This window comes from Caballeronia sp. LZ008 (assembly GCF_031451435.1).
In the GTDB taxonomy this organism is placed as follows: Bacteria; Pseudomonadota; Gammaproteobacteria; order Burkholderiales; family Burkholderiaceae; genus Caballeronia; species Caballeronia zhejiangensis.
In genome coordinates this window covers 654,203-672,716 of sequence record NZ_JARUXK010000004.1, presented here as the reverse complement: position 1 = coordinate 672,716, position 18,514 = coordinate 654,203, and the positions used below count along the sequence as shown (strand labels likewise).

The window sequence follows — 18,514 nt, the reverse complement described above, 5'->3', positions numbered from 1 at the left end:
TGCACAGTCGTCCACTGCGCGTAACACGATCCCGTAAAGGCTCACCATGAACGCGTATCAGATAGTAGTCCTTCTGTTTGTCGTGACGATGGTTGCGGCGATCGCGCTGGTGCGCGGCGCCGATGCCAGCGCAAAACGCCGCATCGAAGAGCTTGAGCAGCAGAAGAAGCGCATCAACTGGCCGTCCACGAACTGAATTCCTCGCCCGGCGGATAAACGGGCATTCCGCAGGCCTTCGGGCCAACAGTGAAATGGGGATGCCGCCCGTTAGGCGGCTACCAACTCAACAACAACACGATCGGAGGATCGGATGAAGAAGGCTTTCACGCAGACGCTGATGGAGTTACGCGGCGGCGCAGTCGTCGAAGAAGCGACGAACGAACTGAACACCCTCGTCGCCATGGTGCGCGATACCGGTAAGGCCGGAAAGATCACGATCACCGTCGAGGTGAAGCCCTTCGCCAAGGTGCAGGACGCGCTCGAGGTGACGGGGAAGGTCGTCGCGACTCTGCCGCGCGAGAAGGAAAGCGCCGAAGTCTTCTTCCCGACCGTCGAGAACAACCTCTCGCGCCACAGCGAGCGGCAGACCGAACTGCCCGGCATCTCGCTCGCCGACAGCAGCTCTACCGGCCGCGCAGTCTCGTTCGGCTAATCGCCGCCCAATTCACCTCACCTTCAAAACTAACAAGGAAAAGTCATGCTCGAAAACTTCAACGGTGAGAAAGACGTCGCCGCCCTGCTCGCCGCTGGCGTCTCGCTCGCAGATCCGAAGAAGAGCCCGCTGAGCGACGGCGTGCCGTACGTGGTCGTGCCGGAAGGCTACCGGGTCGAACACCTCTTCGAACGCGACGATAGCCCCGCGCGTGCGACCGGTACCGTCAAGCTGCGTGACGCGGCGAGTTTCATTCAGTACTTCAATCGCCAGAAGCGCCCCGAGAGCCTGATTTACGCGTCGCTCGACCCGGCGCGAATCCTCGGCGTGATCGACGATCACCGCGCCTACGGTGCAGGGGGTGACGAGCACGACGGCGCGAATTGGCGCGGATACCGCGTCGAGTTTCCGGTACCGGCCTCGCGCGAGTGGAAGACGTGGACGGGCGCAGATCGTAAGCCGATGTCGCAGCTCGAACTCGCTGAGTTGATCGAGGACAACCTGCCCGACATCGTGAGCCCGGACGGCTCGACGATGCTCAGCGTTGCGCTGAACTTCGAGGCCAGCAAGGAAGGCAACTTCGTGTCGGCGGCTCGCCTGCAGGACGGCAGCACGAACTTCGTCTGGAAGGAAGACGTGAACGCCACCGGCAACAAGATCGCGATGCCGTCGCAGCTCACTCTCAGCATCCCTGTGTTCGAGAACGGCGCCCCGTATTCGATCGACGCACGCATCAAATACCGCATCAAGGATGGCGTACTGAAGATCTGGTACGAGCTGATCCGCCCGCACAAGGTGCTCGAAGTCGCGTTCCGGGCCATCTGGGCGCAGATCGAGGAACAGACGTCCACCAAGATTCTGCTCGGCACGCCCGAGTAACCACTTCCCTTAACCAACCCCGCGTGCCGGCGCGTAATCCGGCTGCCGGCTTATTGGCGGGGCGGAACGCATAGTGATCTTCACCGAGAGCGACCATCGGCATCGGCGCCTAGCGAGGCGAAGCGCCGAAAGTCGGCGCACCGAATTCTAATTGGCGATTTCGTGCCGACCATTATTTTGCGTGCCGCGATTGTAACGATCAATTGAATGTTGCCTTGCAAAGCTCGGATGTCGGCTTCTAACGAGCCGTCAGAACCGAAAATATCAGCGAGGCATTCGCTTGTTACTTGGATTCGATATGTCTTGTTGGCAAGTCGTTGAGTGAAGAAGAGATCCCCCTCCAAGCGCAACACGGGGAGCTGAGGTTTTTCGTTCATGAAAGGAACGTCCTAGGTTAGTTATGCAGACTGTGCAAGAAACTTACGCAAAACGTTCGATCAGTCATCACCCCCTGCTATGCGGAGAGATCGGCGGATTCGAGAGGGCTGAACCGAGAATCGCCTTGTGCCAGTTACCGTCTGAACAATCTAGCGCGCCGACGAGCGTAGACGGAACCCCGTTCATAGGCATCCTGCTCGGTGGGAAATCTGATCTCACTGTCGTGACGAGCCTCGGTGACTTTAGGACCGGTCAGGTCGATGTCAACGACTGTAAATGCGAAGCCGCCCGCCAGCAGCGGATGTACCACGACGTGGTACTCATGATTTCCCATCTTGATCAAGCGTGTCATGGCGATTCCAGCAGTAGGTATGCACAACGGAAAACCTATTGTGCGCTTGTTAAGAGGCCTAAGCCGAGAGATTGACGAGCCGAGTGAATTTAGGAGTCGAAAACCGAGATTGAGGCAAGCGTGAGCAAAAAAAACTTGTGGATGCTCCACATCAAGGCCCAGACGACATCGTCGCAGTGCCGTCGAAAGAGGAAGCAGGAAAGGTCGCGGCAGCGTTCAATGCGTACTGGGGCGCGTATCTCGCCAAGCAGCGCGCCCAGTCAGTCGAAGAAGGCAAGAACCCGGATCACTGGCCAATCGTTACCGCCGCCGTCGTCGAATGGGACAGCACGCCGAAGCAGCACGCGTCGAATATGAAGCGCTACTGGCAGGACTATGCGGAGTACCTCAAATTCTCGGCGGAAAAGGGAGAGACGGAATGAGCGGCCCTCTATTTCAGCACTCGTCGCCCTTGCTTCCGAGCATAGGCCGTGCCGCCAGCGTACGCAGCATCTTCACTTTCGTATCGAAGGGAGCTCTCGAAATGGATCCGATCAACCTTCGGCCTCGTTCGATCAATCTCAACGCAAGCGTATGTGAATCCGCCGCCCACCAGCGGCTCAACCAGCACGTGGAACTCCAGAGTTCCGATTCTCAACAGTCGCGACATGCTCAATTCCGGAAAGATGATTCAGGCTGGTGCTGCATCAGCAGTTCCATCGTTGACGCAACCGTCGATGAACCTCTTCGCTTGCCGTTCGGCATATTTGAATCCCGCTTCGGGCGTAAGGAAATTAAGTTGCTCCGGCAGGCTTATGACAGGCGTTGCGAGAGGGTTAGAGGAAAGGATGGACCAGGAGACAGCGTATCGAACCTGTTGGCCATCAAGCGATGGCGATTTGCTTGTGACAACGCGAACGTCGATGGTGTACCCGCGATATGGCATACACGATAGGTTTTCCATGCTTGCTCCCTACACACCAGGAGCGGCATGCCAGACCACTATACGCGCTATATGAGATTCCCGTCGTTAAATCGCTTGGACGCACTAATGACCCGCCTACTCCCCACCTTCCGCGCGCTGCTCGACGCACTCGATTCGATCGGGCTCGCTCGGAAGCCGACGACACAGCAGACGCACGCGCTCTGTCAGAGATTCGTGGAGATGGTCGCGGAGATCGTCGGCATGCGCGTCGAGATCAGGATTGGCAACGCAGTTATTTGGAGGTCGCCATGCAGCGACGCTTTTGGACAGACGAACAAATCGCGCAGTTGACGAACGGCTATCCCCACAGGGAAACCTCGGCACTCGCGCGCGAGATTGGCCGGCCGCTCGAATCTGTGTATCGCAAAGCTGCCGAGCTGGGCCTGAAGAAGTCGCCCGCGTACATGGCTTCGGATCTGAGCGGGCGCATCACGCGCGGCCGCACGGATGCGCGGATGGTTGCGACGCAGTTCAAGAAGGGGCAGCAGTCATGGAACAAGGGCGTCAAGGGCATCTGCGGCACGCATGAGAACTGCCGTCGCACGCAATTCAAGAAAGGCTCGATGAGCGGCGCAGCGCAGCACAACTATGTGCCGATCGGATCAGAGCGCCTCAGCAAGGACGGCTACCTCGAACGAAAGGTGACCGACGATCATCCGGTGCCGGCGCGGCGCTGGGTCGGCGTTCACCGCTTGGTCTGGGAGGCCGCGAACGGACCGATTCCGCCAGGTCATGTCGTCTGCTTCCTGCCCGGTCGACGCACTGCCGATGCCGCGCGCATCACGCTCGACGCGCTCGAACTCGTCAGCCGCGCCGAGCTCGCGCGGCGCAACCATCCTGTGACGCGAGATCCCGAGCTGGCCAAGCTGGTTCAACTGAAAGGCGCGATCACTCGTCAGATCAACCGCATTGCCCGCGAGGCGAAGGAGAAACAGTCGTGAGTAACAACATCAGCACCGTCCGTCAGCACCTGCTCGACACCCTCGCAGATCTGCGCAACCGCGAGAACCCGATGGAAGTCGAGCGCGCCCGCGCCGTCGCCGACGTCGCCCGCGTCCTGGTCGACAGCGCGAAGGTCGAGGTCGATTTCATCAAGGCGTCCGGCGCAACCGGCTCGGATTTCATGCTGCCCGACGATGAGGAGAAGCAGCCGCAACTGCCGAGCGGCATCACCGGAATTCGTCGCCACCAGATCAAATGAAGCCGCGCGCACTGCTCGACCGCGCCGCGGCAATCATCGAGCGCGAGGCAGAGGGAATCCGCGCCGCGCACGGCACCTTCGGCCGGTGGGACGACTGCAAAGAGGCGAAGCGCGATCACGACGAGATGCTGCGCATCGCCGCGCAGCTTCGACAGGCCGAAGCGTTTGATGCCGCCTGACCGCCGACACCATTTTTGAGAACCGACATGACTGACGAACAGATCACAGCATTGAAGGCCGCCGCGAAGGCAGCAACGCCGCAGAACATCGACACGGCCGAAAGCGTCGAGCGCCTAGAAGGCGGCTACATTCAGTGCCCTACGTGTCACGGCGAAGGCGACGTCGAGATCGAAGCGGATTACTGCAACTACGACAACACGGCCATCGGCGTGCAGTTCTACGGCATTGGCCCAGAGCATGGCGCAGCCGAAGCGTACTTCCGCGCGGCCAGCCCGGCCAACGTTCTTGCGCTGATCGAGCGCCTCGAACGCGCCGAATCTGCACTTCTCTCCGCGAGCATCGCCGACACAGCGGGGGCGAAGCAAGGCGAAAAGCGCGTAATGAACGGCCGGGTTTGGGTTTGTACCGACCCTGACATTGACCGCTGGATTTCATGCGGACCTGCCACCCCTCCCGCGCCTTCGGTAGCCGATGCCAGCATGAGCGCAGAGCCGATTGGTGAAGTGCGGGAAAACGGAGTGACGTGGTTCAAGCAGAACCCTCACGCCTTCCCGGAGGGGACGAAGTTCTACGCCGAGCCAATTGTTGTGCATGTCACCGCTTCGCCTGACGCCATCGCAGCGTTCAAGCGCGCCGTTATCGACGCCACCCCAAGCGCAGAGAATCGCGGCGCGCCTTCGGTAGCCGATGCGGCGGGGGCGAGTGAGCGGATCGCGCAACTGGAATCTGCACTGAGCACCGCGCTCGCTTTCATCGACGACGCGACGATTGAAGAAGGCCAGTGGCATTGGCTCGACGACGTTCGTGCAGCCGTCGCAAAGGAGTCTGGAAAATGACGGACGACCGCACAGAGTTCGAAGAAGCAATGCGCGGCTTCGGCCTGAACTTCAAGTACGAGCGCGCTGCTGGAGCGTATTACCAAGACAGCACGCAATGCGCGTGGCTAGGCTGGACCAAGGGGCGGGAACGTCTTGCAGCAGGCGCGAGTGAGGGGCAGGCGGAGCCGGTGGCAGCGCTTGACGCGTATGGAAATCCTTCGCACTGGAACAAACACTTTGCGCTTGAGCCGTGGGCGAGTCGATTCAAGCCTCTATACCTACACCCATCCGCCGAGATCGCCGCGCTGCGCGAGCGGATCGCGGGGATGGAGAAGGATGCAAAGAATACGCCGGTCGAGTTCCAAGACGTCGAGCGCGTGGTCCAGAACGGTGACGGTCAATGGAAGTCCTGCTCGGGCTGCTATGACACGGAAGACGGGCATCCGACGCAGAGATACCGACAGAGCACGTTTCTGAAGTGTCCGCTCGGAAGCGGCTGCTCGGAATGCGGCGGCCTTGGCGCGGTTTGGGACGACTACAGCATGTACGAGGACGTGTACGACGCGTCGAGCGTGGTGAGCAAAGAGGGAGGCGTCTGATGGCGGTCTACGTCGACGACATGAAAGCCGCGTACGGCCGCATGGTGATGTGCCACATGCTGGCGGATTCCAGCGCCGAGCTTCTGACAATGGCCGACAGAGTCGGCGTCGCGCGCAAGTGGATTCAGAAAGCGGGTACGTATCACGAGCACTTCGACATTGCGCTGTCGAAGCGTGCGCTCGCAGTTGCCGCGGGCGCAATCGAGATCGATCGCCAAGGCGTTGCCGCAATCCTCAAACGCAAACGTATGGAGATCGTCGCATGTGCGACCGCTGCGGAAACATGAGCCTCGTGGAACGCAATGGCTGGCGCGTAGACAACCACAGAGCTATCGAATCAATCGCCCAAGCTTACGTCATCGCTGCTGATGAAGATCTCTTGATCCGCAGGCGTGATCGGATGCTTTCTATTAACGGCGATCGCAATTCGGTTCCACCGATCGTTGAAGACGGACATGTCGTCTCCTTTGAGATCGCCGCGCAAAACGGCCAGCGCGGAGCCGGTGATGAACGCCGGCCGGTCTAGGCCACGAATACACGCTACAAAGTTATATCCGTCGCGCCTGATTATCCGCACGTCTTTGGCTGTGATGTCGTCCACGGTCATACGCTCCATTTTTTGATTGGCTGCATAGCATGACACGAAACATCGAAGAATTCCTGCGCGTCTCGCGCCTAGCTCTTGCCCCAACCCAGCGCCTCGCGGCGGCTGTAGTCGGCGTTCTTGATCTTTATCCAGTCGCGCGAACGTCCCGACCTGTACGGGGCGTCGAGCCTCTTGGCGACCATACCTTCCAGATCGTGCGCAACTGCCTGCTGAAAGACCCACCGACCTTCCCCGACTATGCCGGTGGCAAAGATCATCGTCTTCGTGTCGTCGAATGCGCTCCGAAGACACCGCTTACGTTCCTCAAGAGGCAGGCTGCGGAGATCGTCATCGCCGATCGCGAGCGCGTCGAAAAAATACAAGCGAGCGGGATGGCGGGCTGCAGCTTGGCGGACGGCTCCCGGCGTCTTGGTGACCGCGCGTCGACGCAGCCACTCGAACGACGAGCGACCATTCTGCTCGTCGACGGTCAACTCCGCGTCGAGCACGAAGGTGCCCCGAATGCTCGCGACGGCCGCAACGACGTCCGGAAACGAGCCTCCCAGTTCATTTCCGTTTCGGCTCAGGAGTTCGACCGTGCCGTCCGACTTACGCACGAGACAGCGGTATCCGTCGTATTTGAGCTCGAAGATCCACTCGGCGTCCTTGAATGGACGCTTGCCGAGCGTCGCGAGCATCAGGTCACTGGATTGAATCCTCGGCAAGGGCATCGGTGCAGCGTCTCCACGCTGACAGGAAGGCGAGTTTCGCCCATGCAAACGCATCGGCGCCGACATTCTCTTCTCGAAGCCCGGTGTACGCGCAGAAGTATTCGAAATCCTCTTGTCCTGTGTGCCCTAGTTCGTTCCGAAGCGGTAGCGCGCTCGAAACGAGTTCGAGCAGATCGTGAGGGTTTCCGTAGCACATGGATGTCTCCTTCGACGGTGACATCATTTCAGCAACGCCCGGACCAGCAAGCCCAGCACTACATCGAAGAGTTCATGCGCGTGAGTCGCGCGTATTTGGAGCCGCGATATGACTGAAAGACTAATGACGCCGGAAGACCTGAAGCGAATCACCGGTCGCGTACGCTATAGCAAACAAGCCGAGTGGTTCATGCAGGCTTTCGGCGTGGAAATCACCCGATCGTTCGATGGCGCTCCGATCATGACTTGGGCGCTTTACGAATCGCTGCTCGCCCGCCGCGCCGGTCTGGACGCCGGGAATGACCGCTCGCCCACCCGGAAAACCAAAATCTGCTCACCTTTCGTATGAACGCACGTCGCCGCCAAAGACCCTCCAACTTGCCCGCGCGCGTCTACGCGAATGGCGCAAGCTGGTATTGGGTCGTTCCACGCACGAACAAATGGGTCCGGCTTTGCAAGATCGCCGAGGGCGAGACCACGATGTTGGCTCGGCTCGTGGTCGAGCGCCGCAAATACGAAGCGCCGCCGGGAACCGGCGACGCGGGTCCGCTGATCGATCGCTACATCGAGGAAAAAGGCCCGACGCTGAAGTCGCAGAAATCCTGGGCGCGGACTGGCCGCTACGCGCGCAATGCGCTGCGTGACGCGAACGTGGCCGACATCGAGCCAGGCGACATCAGCGACGTCCTTGCTTTCTGGGATGACAAGCTGACGATGCAAAACCACGTCAGATCCTTCCTGTCTGGTTTTTTCTTCTGGTGCGTGAAAAAGCGCCACACGAAGACGAACCCGGTGCGCGACATCAAGATCAAGACCCCTCCGAGGCGCGGCGTGTACATCACGGACGACCACTTTGCGGCGATCCGAAAGCAACTGGCGCACTTCGAGCAGAAGGCCAACACCAGAACCAAGGAAGGAATCTTCGCCCGCAACGGCCGGATGATGCAGTGCTTCGTCGATCTCTGCTACCTGACCGCACAGCGCTCGACCGAAATCCGGACGCTGAAGTGGTCACAGATTGATCGGGCTGCCGGCGTGATCCACTTCCTGCCCAGCAAGACCGCCGACAGCAGCGGCGTCACCGTCGACTTCGCCATCACGCCCGAAATAGAGGCCGTGCTCGCCCGAATCCGCGAGATCGATCAGCAGCCGCGCATCGGCGACGCGTACGTGATTCACAACCGCAAACTCGAACCGTACAAACCCGAAGCGCTTCTCGCCGCCTGGACGCGAGCAGCAGAAAAGGCCGGACTGGCGGCAAAGCGATACACGATTAAGGACATCCGGGCAAAGGCGCTAACGGACGCGAAGCGAGCCGGATACGAGACGAAGGAATTGATGGTTGCGGCAGGACATACGCGAGAGGCCACGACGCACATTTACTTCAAAAAACTCGATATTCCAGTCAGTCACGTTCGGCTTTCGATCCCGAAATCCGCGTGACCTGCTCCTAATATTTTGTTGATTGCTTGTCTGTCGGCCGCATTCCATCGTGCTCAGTTTTCTAGCATTTACTTAGGAGACAACTTGCGGAGTCCGGCAGCCATCAAGCGAGACAACAACTTCTGTCTTTCTGATGAACGGTCAGCATGCCTGGACTCTTCTTCATATTCGACGATGCCGCTCGCGGTACGCCACTTGCATCCAGCGAACTGATGCGCGGCCGGGCGTCGAAAGCATACGGCCCTTCGATGAAGGCCGCGCAACGATTTCTAACACACAACGAAAAAGGAGAAGTCGATGACGCTGATCATTTATCTCGTAGGCTGGCTGATTTTCATTGGCGGCGTGTCGTGGGCGCTCGTGGCGATGCACGTCTCGCAGCACACGATCATGATCGTGGCCGTCATCATGCTGGGCATCGCCGTCATCACGGGCGCGACGCGGGCGCGCAACCGCGACCGGTCCTAGGCGTTCCGGGCCGCCGTCGATGGCGGCCCGCGCGACTCACATCACATTACATCACCACACGGGCCCGAGCCGCGTCCTGGATCAGCGTGACGAGTTCGTCGGGATGCACCGGCTTCGTCATGAAATGCTGAAAGCCTTCGCCGATGCTGCGTAATCGGTATTCCTCGCCGCCGTGCCCCGTCAGCGCGATCGCCACGGACGGCGGCAGATTTCCGCGTATTTCGTGATCCCGCAAACGTTGGACGAGGTAGAAACCGTCCATCTCGGGAAGGTCGAGATCGCAGATCACCGCATCCGGAAGATGCTCGATCGCCGCTTGCGCGCCGTCTTCGGCGTCGGCTACGGCGATGACTTCGGCACCCTCTTCTTCCAGCAACGTCTGCAGCGACGCTCTGCTCTCGGGATCGTCTTCGATGAGGACGATCCGCATATGCCCCAGTCTTGCCACTTCGTTCATGATGTTCTTTTCTACTGCCAAAAACGGAATTCTCGCGTCGGTCTCCAGCTCTTTCCGCCGCGCGCGCGGTAGCGCGCACTGATTGACACGAGAACGCGGCGGGAATTCCGAACGCACCGTTTTTTATGCCGCGCGTACGCCGGTGCGGAACGCCTCGCGGTTTGTGACTGCGCCGACGCGAAAAATCGCCCGGTTGCAGCGTGCCTAAAAGAGCAAAAACCGGACCGGTTTGCATCTCTCGCCGCAAGCGCCGCGTCGCGCGGGCCTCCCGGCCGATCCGCCTCGCCCAAACGCTCGTCACACGCGCACGATCGTGTAATTCCGGCATCGGCCGTGCCCTGTTTTCCCATCAGACGTTTGTCTCGCGGATGGAATCGGGGCGCGAGGCGCTCGACGTGCCCGCCTGCAGCAGCGCGCGATATTCGCTCGGCGTGAGGCCGACCGTCGCCTTGAACTGGCGCGTGAAGGCGCTGTGATCGGTGTACCCGCACAGCGCGGCGACATCGGTGACTTTCTCCTGCGAGACGAGGAGCGCAGTGGCCGCGTCGAGCCGCGTTTTCAACAGCACCTGGCGCGGCGTCAGATGAAAGACCTTGTGAAAGTAGCGCTCCAGTTGCGCGATGGACATGTTCGCCATCTGCGCGAGCTGCCGCATGTTGAGCGGCTGCACGTAATTTTCCTGAATGTGCTGCACGACCGCCGCGAGCCGGCTGTACGCGGGATGCGTGCCTTCGGCCGCTTGCAGATCCCGCGAAATGCCCGCGAGCCCGACGATATGTCCCTGCGTATCGTGCAGCGGCTGCTTGCACGTCATGCACCAGCCGGGCTCGCGCCCCGGATACAGATGCAGTTCGAGCTGATCGATCAGCTGATGTCCCTGCGCGATGATCGCCTGATCCTGCGCCGTGTAGATGCGCCCGAAGCGACGCGGGAATACGTCCTCGGCGGTCTTGCCGAGCAGCGCGGATTTGTCGTCCTTGTGACCGCAGCGGCGCGCGAGCGTGCGATTGACCATCGCGTAGCGCGCCTCGCGATCCTTCACGAAGAACACGATGTCGGGCATCGCGTCGAAGACCGGCGCGAGCAGCGCGAAATGCGCGAGCATGTCGGCGAGCGTCGATGCCGGAGGTGGTGCGATCGTCATGCGTGCGGGTGTCGGTTGCGCTCGGTGGATTCTGGCGACCGATTATAGGAGCGCCAATACGCGGACAAAATTGGCGCTGGCCCCACTAGAAATGACGCGTTTCGGTCAGTTCGCCCGCAGCGATCAGCGTGTCGATGCAAACCGGCGCGAACGGCGGACGCGCCACCGCGCGCGGCCATCCGAACAGGACCGACGCCGCCTCGCCGCAGATGCGCCCCTGACACGGCCCCATGCCGCAACGCGTCTGCAATTTGGCATCGCGCCAGCTCGCGTGCGCGGCGACTTCGCCGATTGAAACATCCTCGCAGCGGCACAGCAACGTATCCGGCGATGGCATCGCGCGGGCGTCGGCGCCGAGTTCGAACGTGCGTGCGACGCGTCGAGCGAAGGCACGCCAGCGACCGCGTTCGCGCAACAAACGCGCATCGATGGCGACGCCGAGCGCCGCCTGCGCCGCGATCGCGCCTTCGACGCGCGCGAGTTCCATCCCGCCGATGCCCGCGCATTCGCCCGCCGCGAATACGTCTCGCTGAGAGGTTCGCTGGGCGCCGTCGACGTGGATCGCGCCGTCGCGTTCATCCGTCGAGCAGCCGAGTGCGAGCGCGAGCGTCGTGTTCGGCACGAGTCCGAAACCGCACGCGATGCGATCCGCTTCGAGCGTTTCATCGCGCCCGCGCGTGCGGATCGTGACCGCCTCCACGCGCGCGCTTCCATGCGCCTTCACGACGACGCTGCCCGTCCGGTAACACGCGACGCCGAGCGCGACGGCCTGCGCCAGCTTTCCCGGCGTCAGCGCCAGCGACGCGACGAATCGTGCGACCCGCGCGAACGGCGCCTGTTCGACGACGGCGACGACGCGCGCACCGTGACGACGCGCGGTATCGGCGGCGGCGAGCAACAGCGGCCCGCTGCCCGCCACGACGATGCGCTCGCCACGCACCGGCATGCCGCCTTTGACGAGCGCCTGCAAGCCGCCTGCACCGGTCACGCCGGGCAAGGTCCAGCCGTCGAAAGGAAGCAGCCGCTCGCGCGCGCCGGTCGCGAGGATGAGCTTCGAATACGCGAGCACGAGCGGCGCGCCGTCGCGTTCGAGCAGCAGCCGTTTGTCGCCGGGCGCTGCCGCGACCTTCGTCGAGTTCATCACGATCAGCTTCGCGTGCGAGCGCGTTTCGTCGAGCCATTGGCGCAATGGCGCGGCGGGCGCTTGCGTCGGACCTTGCCGCCAGATCTGGCCGCCAGCGCGCGGATTGTCGTCGATGAGCGCGACGCGCCCGCCCGCTCGCGCCGCCATTCGCGCCGCGCTCAAGCCCGCCGGTCCCGCGCCGACGATCGCGATGTCCACTCGTTCGATGTTCATCGCGCCGTCTCGATCGACAGGCCGTCGCGGCAAAGCGTCTGACAGCCGAGCACATGCGCGCGGCCATCGACCGTCACGCGGCATTCGTGACACACGCCCATGCCGCACAGCGCGGCGCGCGGCTCGCCGGTGACAGAGCGCCGCGTGCCACGAATGCCCCGCATCGCGATCGCGGCCGCGACGGTCGCGAACGCGGGCACGTCGAGCGATTCGCCGTCGATGATGACGCGCACGCGCTCAGCCATCGGCGTGCTCCGGCGCGAATCGTTGCGGGCAGAAAGCGTTCATGTCGGGCATATCGAATGCAAGCGGCTCGCCGAGCATCTGCGCGACGAGGAGTTTCGCCGTGCCGAGCGACGTCGTCACGCCGAGCCCTTCGTGACCCGCCGCGAGCCACAGCCTGTCGCCGGGGAAACGCGCCGGTCCGATCAGCGGCAAGCCGTCGGGCGTGGCGGCGCGAAAACCGGTCCACGCGCGAATCGCATCGAGCCCGCCGATTCCCGGCAGATAGCGCGTCGCGCGCGCGAGCATCATCGCGAGCACGTTCATTTCGACGGCGGGATCGAGCGTGCCGAATTGACGCGACGACCCGATCAGCACTTGCCCGGTCGGACGCGGCTGCGCATTGAACGCGACCGACGTGCCGCGCGCGTGATGCGCGCTCTTGATATAGCCGAGCTCCAGCACCTGATGACGAACCGTGCCCGGATAACGATCGGTGATGAGCAGATGCCCCTTCTTCGCTTCGAGCGGCAGGCCCGCGATCAGATCCGGCGCGGCGAGCCCGTTGGCGATGACCACGTGCGCAGCCGTTCGTCGTTCACCATTCGCGAGCGTGACGCGCGCGTGCGCGCCGGCGGCATCGACGGAATGCACCGCGCAGCCGGTCGATACGCGAATGCGCGTCGAACTCGCCAGCAGCCATTGCGCGGCGGCGGGCGCGTAGACGATCGCGTCGTCGTCGATGAGCAGGCCGCCTTGCATCGCGTGGCTCACCGACGGCTCGGATTCGCGCAGCGCGGCGCGGTCGACCATATGCGCGCGCACGCCCGCCGCGGCGAATGCGTCGCGCATCGCGCGCGCGGCGTCGAGTTCCTCGTCGTCTTCCGCGATCCAGAGCGTGCCGCAGCGCGAGAACGCATCGCGCTCGCGCAGTTGCGGGCCGAGCGCGAGCCACAGTTCGCGCGAAGCCCGCGCCAGCGCGAATTCGGCGGGCGAATCGTTCATCACGACGATATGGCCCATGCCCGCCGCCGTCGCGCCGCCGCCGATGCCGCCCGCGTCGAGCACATCGACCGTCATGCCGCGCGCGGCAAGCTCGGCTGCGCACGCCGCCCCGACAATCCCGCCGCCGACGACGATCACGTCCGCCGTCATATGCCTTTGATGAACGGATCGCGCGCGTCGAACACGAGCCGTCCTTCGCACATGACGTGCGCGTAACCGGTGATCGTCGGGATCAGCGCGTCGCCGTCGAGCGCGTAACTGCCCTCGAACACGCTGCCGATGATGCTCTCCTGGCGCCAGATGTCGCCCGGCGCGAGCGCGTCGTCCGCCGCGAGGCACGCGAGCTTGGCGCTCGTTCCGGTGCCGCACGGCGAACGGTCGTAGGCGCTGCCCGGGCACAGCACGAAATTGCGGCTGTCGACGCCGGCGACGGGCGAATCCGCGAACAGTTCGATATGGTCGATGAACGCGCCGTCCGCGCCGGTGATGCCCTGCGCATGCAAGGCATCGCGGATCGCCTCGGTGAACGCGGTCAGCTCGGCGATGCGCGCGGGCACCAGTTCGCGATCGTGATCCGCGACGAGAAAGAACCAGTTGCCGCCCCACGCGACGTCGCCGGTGAGCGTGCCGTGGCCGGGCACATCGACCGATACCGCCCGCCGATGCCGATACGCCGGCACGTTGCGCACGCTGACGCTGCCGTTCTCGTGCAGCGTCGCATCGACGGGCCCGACGGGCGTATCGATCCGATGCCGCCCCGGCGCGATCCTGCCCGCATGGGCGAGCGACGCGACGAGCCCGATCGTGCCGTGCCCGCACATGCCGAGATAGCCGACGTTGTTGAAGAAGATGACGCCCGCCGCGGCTGCGGGATCGTCGGGTTCGCAGAGCAACGCGCCGACCATCACGTCCGAGCCGCGTGGCTCCGTGACGATGGCGCGGCGCCAGTCATCGAAGCGCGTGCGAAACGCGTCGAGCCGTTGCACGAGTGTGCCGTTGCCCAGATCGGGGCCGCCCGCGATCACGAGGCGCGTCGGTTCGCCGCCCGTATGCGAGTCGATGATGTCGATGGTTTTCATGCCGCTATCGTAGAAACGCGTACGCCGGGCGTCTTGACGCGGCTGGACGGTTTGGATGACGAAATCGGCATAATCGAAGATCGTCCGGTGGGGCTTTTCGCGGTGCGAAACGGCTATGCCGAAATCGGCACGCGGCGCGCGCGAATCACGCAAGACGCCTGATTTTTCGGTGCTTACACTGCGTACCGTCCAATCAATTTCGGAGAGCCGCCGTGACGCATATCTGGGAAGGCGTGATGCCCGCCGTGACCACCAAGTTCAACGCCGATTTCAGCATAGACCGTGCGTGGACCGCGAAGAACATCGACGCGCAGATCGAAGCGGGCGTGGACGGCATCATCGTGTGCGGCTCGCTCGGCGAAGCATCGACGTTATCGCTGGACGAAAAGCTCGACGTGCTCGACATCGCCGTGGACGCCGCACGCGGCCGCGTGCCGGTGCTCCTGACGATCGCCGAGAACAGCACGCTCGACGGCTGCCGCCAGGCCGAGCGCGCCGCGCGCCACGGTGCGGCGGGCTATATGGTGCTGCCGGGTTTGCGTTATCTGTCGGACCGGCGCGAGACGCTCAATCATTTCCGCATGGTCGCCGATGCCAGTCCGCTGCCGCTGATGGTCTACAACAATCCGCTCGCTTATGGCGTCGATGTCACGCCGAAGATGTTCGCCGAACTTGCCGAAGACAAGAAGTTCGCGGCGATCAAGGAATCGAGCGGCGACGTGCGCCGCATCACCGATCTCATCAACGAAACGGGCGACCGCTATGCGATTTTTTGCGGCGTCGACAATCTCGCGATGGAAGCGATGCTGATGGGCGCGCACGGCTGGGTCGCGGGTCTCGTGTGCGCGTTCCCGCGCGAAACGGTCGCGATCAGCAAGCTGATTCGCGCGGGGCGTGTCGAGGAAGCGCGCGCGATCTATCGCTGGTTCGCGCCGCTGCTCGCGCTCGACGTGTCGCACAAGCTCGTGCAGAACATCAAGCTCGCCGAGGCGATCGTCGGTCTGGGCACGGAGCCGGTGCGTCCGCCGCGCCTGCCGCTCGCCGGCGATGAGCGCAAGGAAGTCGAAACGCTGATTCGCCGGAGCATCGAGACGCGCCCCGCATTGCCGGCGCTTTAAGACGCGCGCGAAATGAAAAATGCCGCCGGTTTGTCAACCGGCGGCATTTGCTTTTTGATCGGCTTCAGGCCGCGATCTGCGCAGGCGCGGGATCGGTGAGACCGCCATCCGAATCCGCGCCTTCATCGTAGAGATGCAGCAGACGGTAACCGCTCTTGTACACCGGCTGCAGGCGGAAGTTGTTGACCGGCTCGATTTCCAGCGCGAGACGCAGGCGCGAAACGTGGCTGTCGATCGTGCGGGTCGTTTCGCGGAACTCGCGTCCCCAGACCATCGCGAAAATATGATCGCGCGACAGCACGCGGCCGATGTTCGAGAAGAAAAGCTGCGCGAGACGGAATTGCGTGCCGCTCAACTGCACCGGCTTGCCGCGCACGGTGACGGTTTGCTGGCGTGCGTCGAAACGATACGGCCCGACTTCGAGGCATGCGCTCGACGTCGCGGGATACGCGCGGCGCAAGAGCGCTTCGACGCGCGCGCCGAACTCGCCCGGGCGGATCGGATACACGACGAAATCGTCCGCGCCGGCGGTGAGCGCGCAGACAACGTTGTGTTCGGCGCCGTCCGGCGTCGCGAACATGACCGGCACGCGTTCGCCGAAGCTCGAGCGCACGGATTTCAGCAGATCGAGGCCGCAGAGGCCCGTGGAATTCCAGTCGAGAATCAGCAGATCGACCGTGGAGCGGGACAGCGCCTTCGACAGCACGAGGCCATCGCCGAAAGTCACGCAAGTGTGGCCGAGTCGTTTGACGACATCGCTGATGAGATTTCGATAACTGGGGTCGGTTTGCAAAACGGCGACGCGCATAGTGTCTTACCTGATGAGTCCAAGGGACATGAAGCGGAGGCCGTTTTGCGGCGCCCGCCGGGCGTCTCGTCGCGGGATGAGACGGGGATTTACAAGCTGCGTATTCTGGGCAGCGATGCGACCCTTTCCCATCGGACTCATCCGAATTGTCAACGCATGTGACTGCCTAGCGCCCGGAACGGGCGGCGTCTGATGCGCGCAACCATCTCGAAATTAGAACGGGTTTTCGCTTTTGCGCGCGCTTTCATCCTGTAACATGCCGTGTTTGGCTCAAAAGTTCCCGCTTCCGCCGTTTTACCGAGACGTCGTAGCAAGCTGCGCCGCGACTGTCCGTCGCATCGCGCAGCGCGGATGACGGGCAGCGGCTTTCGAATCCGCGCCCGCTGGCTTCCGGCCCGGATCGTTCGCGTTCCGCGCCCGGGCCTTCGCTTCGCGTCCACCCGGCGCGTTTAGTCACTCCCGCAGGGCAAAGCCTCGTTCTACCGCGCGTCATGCGTGGCTTTTCCACTTACGGGTTCTTTTCCGATGCAGGCAACACCTCTGTCCGACGCCCCGCGCGCGGCCGGCCGTGCGCTCACGCGCGGCGATTACAAGACGCTCACGCTCGCCGCGCTCGGCGGCGCGCTCGAGTTCTACGACTTCATCATCTTCGTGTTCTTCGCGCCGGTCATCGGCCAATTGTTCTTTCCGCCGTCGATTCCTGACTGGCTGCGTCAATTGCAGACTTTCGGCATCTTCGCGGCGGGTTATCTCGCGCGCCCGCTCGGCGGGATCATCATGGCGCACTTCGGCGATCTGCTCGGACGCAAGCGCATGTTCACGCTTTCCGTGCTGCTGATGTCCGTGCCGACGCTCCTGATGGGCCTCCTGCCCACGTACGCGTCGATCGGCCTGATGGCGCCCGTCCTGCTGCTCGTGTTCCGCGTGATGCAGGGCGCGGCGGTCGGCGGCGAAGTGCCGGGCGCGTGGGTGTTCGTGTCGGAGCATGTGCCGGGGCGTCATATCGGCTATGCGTGCGGCACGCTCACGGCCGGCCTGACGGCGGGCATTCTGCTCGGCTCGCTGATCGCCACGGGCATCAACAAGGCGTTCGCGCCGGCCGAAGTCGCCGATTTCGCGTGGCGCCTGCCGTTCCTGCTCGGCGGCATCTTCGGTCTGTGCTCGGTGTATCTGCGTCGCTGGCTGCATGAAACGCCGGTGTTCGCCGAGTTGCAGAAGCGCAAGTCGCTCGCCGCGGAACTTCCGCTCAAGGCCGTGCTGCGCGATCACGGCCGCGCCGTCATCGTGTCGATGCTGCTGACGTGGATGCTTTCCGCCGCGATCGTCGTCGTGATCCTGATGACGCCGACGCTGCTGCAGAAGCAGTTCCACATCGCGCCGGCGACGGTGCTCGTCGCGAACTGCGCGGCGACGCTGTGTCTCACGATCGGCTGCGTGCTGGCGGGCGCGATCGCGGGCCGCATCGGCGCGGGCAAGACGATCTTCGTCGGCGGCGTGGCGCTCGCCGTCACGTACTGGATGATGTTCCAGCAGGTCGCGGCCGATGCCTCCGCGCTTTTGCCGTGGTACGCGCTCGCGGGCTTTTTCGTCGGCGTGATCGGCGCGATTCCGTTCGTGATGGTCAAGTCGTTCCCCGCGGCCGTGCGCTTCTCCGGCATCTCGTTTTCGTACAACGTCGCGTATGCGGTGTTCGGCGGACTCACGCCGATCGTCGTCTCGCTGATGATGAAATCGAGCCCGATGGCGCCCGCGATCTACGTCGGCGCACTGTGCGCGGTCGGCGCGCTGACGACGTTGTTCATCAAGCAGGCGCGCTGATCCGGCGTTAGCGTTCCACACGCGAAGTGGCGCACCGTTCACGCGGTGCGCCATTTTTCA

At 63.0% G+C, this 18,514-nt stretch carries 26 protein-coding genes; 15 read left to right on the top strand and 11 right to left on the bottom strand.

What is annotated here, in order from left to right; translation table 11 throughout:
• The first annotated feature begins 46 nt into the window (after window positions 1–46).
• The 3 genes from QCE49_RS27875 (at window position 47) to QCE49_RS27865 (ending at window position 1,531) form a co-directional block, all read left to right on the top strand.
• Window positions 47–196, top strand: coding sequence for a hypothetical protein (locus QCE49_RS27875; protein ID WP_250459812.1), 150 nt, complete (start codon window positions 47–49; stop codon window positions 194–196).
• 114 nt (window positions 197–310) lie between these two features.
• Window positions 311–652, top strand: coding sequence for a hypothetical protein (locus tag QCE49_RS27870; protein WP_250459814.1), 342 nt, complete (start codon window positions 311–313; stop codon window positions 650–652).
• 45 nt (window positions 653–697) lie between these two features.
• Entirely contained in the window at window positions 698–1,531 is an 834-nt protein-coding gene (locus QCE49_RS27865; protein WP_250459816.1) for a YfdQ family protein, read from the top strand.
• A gap of 80 nt (window positions 1,532–1,611) precedes the next feature.
• Here the strand turns inward: QCE49_RS27865 and QCE49_RS27860 are convergent, their stop codons facing one another.
• Window positions 1,612–1,908 (bottom strand): hypothetical protein, encoded by a 297-nt coding sequence (locus QCE49_RS27860; protein ID WP_250459818.1) that lies wholly within the window; start codon window positions 1,906–1,908, stop codon window positions 1,612–1,614.
• A 134-nt stretch (window positions 1,909–2,042) separates the two neighbouring features.
• Window positions 2,043–2,261, bottom strand: a complete 219-nt coding sequence (locus QCE49_RS27855) for a hypothetical protein (RefSeq protein ID WP_250459820.1) — start codon at window positions 2,259–2,261, stop codon at window positions 2,043–2,045.
• A gap of 176 nt (window positions 2,262–2,437) precedes the next feature.
• Between QCE49_RS27855 and QCE49_RS27850 the strand changes: the two genes are divergently transcribed.
• The 7 genes from QCE49_RS27850 to QCE49_RS27820 all read left to right on the top strand — a co-directional run bounded on the left by QCE49_RS27850 (window position 2,438) and on the right by QCE49_RS27820 (window position 6,310).
• The gene (locus tag QCE49_RS27850; protein WP_250459823.1) at window positions 2,438–2,683 is read left to right on the top strand and encodes a hypothetical protein; all 246 of its coding nucleotides are present in this window, start codon (window positions 2,438–2,440) and stop codon (window positions 2,681–2,683) included.
• A 790-nt stretch (window positions 2,684–3,473) separates the two neighbouring features.
• Window positions 3,474–4,166 carry an HNH endonuclease signature motif containing protein gene (locus QCE49_RS27845; protein ID WP_309806658.1) on the top strand — a complete coding sequence of 231 codons (693 nt, stop codon included), beginning with the start codon at window positions 3,474–3,476 and terminating at the stop codon, window positions 4,164–4,166.
• Window positions 4,163–4,426 carry a hypothetical protein gene (locus tag QCE49_RS27840; RefSeq protein WP_250459826.1) on the top strand — a complete coding sequence of 88 codons (264 nt, stop codon included), beginning with the start codon at window positions 4,163–4,165 and terminating at the stop codon, window positions 4,424–4,426. The genes QCE49_RS27845 and QCE49_RS27840 overlap by 4 nt, the downstream gene beginning before the upstream one ends.
• On the top strand, window positions 4,423–4,605 hold the full coding sequence (locus QCE49_RS27835) for a hypothetical protein (protein ID WP_250459828.1): 183 nt from the start codon (window positions 4,423–4,425) through the stop codon (window positions 4,603–4,605). Before QCE49_RS27840 ends, QCE49_RS27835 begins: the two co-directional genes overlap by 4 nt.
• A 27-nt stretch (window positions 4,606–4,632) precedes the next feature.
• The gene (locus tag QCE49_RS27830) at window positions 4,633–5,442 is read left to right on the top strand and encodes a hypothetical protein (protein ID WP_250459830.1); all 810 of its coding nucleotides are present in this window, start codon (window positions 4,633–4,635) and stop codon (window positions 5,440–5,442) included.
• Complete coding sequence (locus QCE49_RS27825) at window positions 5,439–6,023, top strand: hypothetical protein (RefSeq protein ID WP_250459832.1); 585 nt, start codon at window positions 5,439–5,441, stop codon at window positions 6,021–6,023. The genes QCE49_RS27830 and QCE49_RS27825 overlap by 4 nt, the downstream gene beginning before the upstream one ends.
• Entirely contained in the window at window positions 6,023–6,310 is a 288-nt protein-coding gene (locus QCE49_RS27820) for a DUF4031 domain-containing protein (protein ID WP_250459834.1), read from the top strand. Before QCE49_RS27825 ends, QCE49_RS27820 begins: the two co-directional genes overlap by 1 nt.
• Window positions 6,311–6,360: 50 nt before the next feature.
• Here QCE49_RS27820 and QCE49_RS27815 read toward each other — a convergent pair whose 3' ends face one another.
• The gene (locus tag QCE49_RS27815; RefSeq protein WP_250459836.1) at window positions 6,361–6,624 is read right to left on the bottom strand and encodes a hypothetical protein; all 264 of its coding nucleotides are present in this window, start codon (window positions 6,622–6,624) and stop codon (window positions 6,361–6,363) included.
• Between the two features lie 74 nt (window positions 6,625–6,698).
• On the bottom strand, window positions 6,699–7,307 hold the full coding sequence (locus QCE49_RS27810) for a DNA ligase (protein WP_309806650.1): 609 nt from the start codon (window positions 7,305–7,307) through the stop codon (window positions 6,699–6,701).
• Window positions 7,308–7,644: 337 nt separating this feature from the next.
• Here QCE49_RS27810 and QCE49_RS27805 point away from each other — a divergent pair, with 337 nt between their 5' ends.
• From QCE49_RS27805 to QCE49_RS27795, 3 genes are all read left to right on the top strand, one after another.
• Window positions 7,645–7,884 (top strand): DUF4224 domain-containing protein, encoded by a 240-nt coding sequence (locus tag QCE49_RS27805; protein ID WP_250459839.1) that lies wholly within the window; start codon window positions 7,645–7,647, stop codon window positions 7,882–7,884.
• A gap of 29 nt (window positions 7,885–7,913) precedes the next feature.
• On the top strand, window positions 7,914–8,978 hold the full coding sequence (locus QCE49_RS27800) for a tyrosine-type recombinase/integrase (RefSeq protein WP_250459841.1): 1,065 nt from the start codon (window positions 7,914–7,916) through the stop codon (window positions 8,976–8,978).
• 297 nt (window positions 8,979–9,275) lie between these two features.
• Window positions 9,276–9,446, top strand: coding sequence for a hypothetical protein (locus QCE49_RS27795; RefSeq protein WP_008353559.1), 171 nt, complete (start codon window positions 9,276–9,278; stop codon window positions 9,444–9,446).
• Window positions 9,447–9,492: 46 nt separating this feature from the next.
• Here QCE49_RS27795 and QCE49_RS27790 read toward each other — a convergent pair whose 3' ends face one another.
• The 6 genes from QCE49_RS27790 to QCE49_RS27765 form a co-directional block, all read right to left on the bottom strand.
• Entirely contained in the window at window positions 9,493–9,903 is a 411-nt protein-coding gene (locus QCE49_RS27790) for a response regulator (RefSeq protein WP_051079069.1), read from the bottom strand.
• A 349-nt stretch (window positions 9,904–10,252) separates the two neighbouring features.
• On the bottom strand, window positions 10,253–11,047 hold the full coding sequence (locus tag QCE49_RS27785) for an AraC family transcriptional regulator (RefSeq protein WP_008353561.1): 795 nt from the start codon (window positions 11,045–11,047) through the stop codon (window positions 10,253–10,255).
• A gap of 85 nt (window positions 11,048–11,132) precedes the next feature.
• Entirely contained in the window at window positions 11,133–12,404 is a 1,272-nt protein-coding gene (locus QCE49_RS27780) for an FAD/NAD(P)-binding oxidoreductase (RefSeq protein WP_250459843.1), read from the bottom strand.
• Entirely contained in the window at window positions 12,401–12,649 is a 249-nt protein-coding gene (locus QCE49_RS27775; RefSeq protein WP_250459846.1) for a 2Fe-2S iron-sulfur cluster-binding protein, read from the bottom strand. Before QCE49_RS27775 ends, QCE49_RS27780 begins: the two co-directional genes overlap by 4 nt.
• Complete coding sequence (locus QCE49_RS27770; RefSeq protein WP_250459848.1) at window positions 12,642–13,781, bottom strand: FAD-binding oxidoreductase; 1,140 nt, start codon at window positions 13,779–13,781, stop codon at window positions 12,642–12,644. Before QCE49_RS27770 ends, QCE49_RS27775 begins: the two co-directional genes overlap by 8 nt.
• A complete protein-coding gene (locus QCE49_RS27765) occupies window positions 13,778–14,710 on the bottom strand; it encodes a 4-hydroxyproline epimerase (RefSeq protein WP_250459850.1) in 933 nt (310 codons plus the stop codon). The genes QCE49_RS27770 and QCE49_RS27765 overlap by 4 nt, the downstream gene beginning before the upstream one ends.
• A 212-nt stretch (window positions 14,711–14,922) precedes the next feature.
• On the opposite strand from QCE49_RS27765, the gene QCE49_RS27760 reads away from it, so the two are divergent.
• Window positions 14,923–15,828, top strand: a complete 906-nt coding sequence (locus QCE49_RS27760; RefSeq protein WP_008353567.1) for a dihydrodipicolinate synthase family protein — start codon at window positions 14,923–14,925, stop codon at window positions 15,826–15,828.
• Between the two features lie 64 nt (window positions 15,829–15,892).
• On the opposite strand, the gene QCE49_RS27755 is transcribed toward QCE49_RS27760, so the two are convergent.
• Window positions 15,893–16,636 carry a response regulator transcription factor gene (locus QCE49_RS27755; protein WP_008353569.1) on the bottom strand — a complete coding sequence of 248 codons (744 nt, stop codon included), beginning with the start codon at window positions 16,634–16,636 and terminating at the stop codon, window positions 15,893–15,895.
• 525 nt (window positions 16,637–17,161) lie between these two features.
• On the opposite strand from QCE49_RS27755, the gene QCE49_RS27750 reads away from it, so the two are divergent.
• Entirely contained in the window at window positions 17,162–18,454 is a 1,293-nt protein-coding gene (locus QCE49_RS27750; protein WP_033536124.1) for an MFS transporter, read from the top strand.
• The last annotated feature ends 60 nt before the right edge of the window (window positions 18,455–18,514 follow it).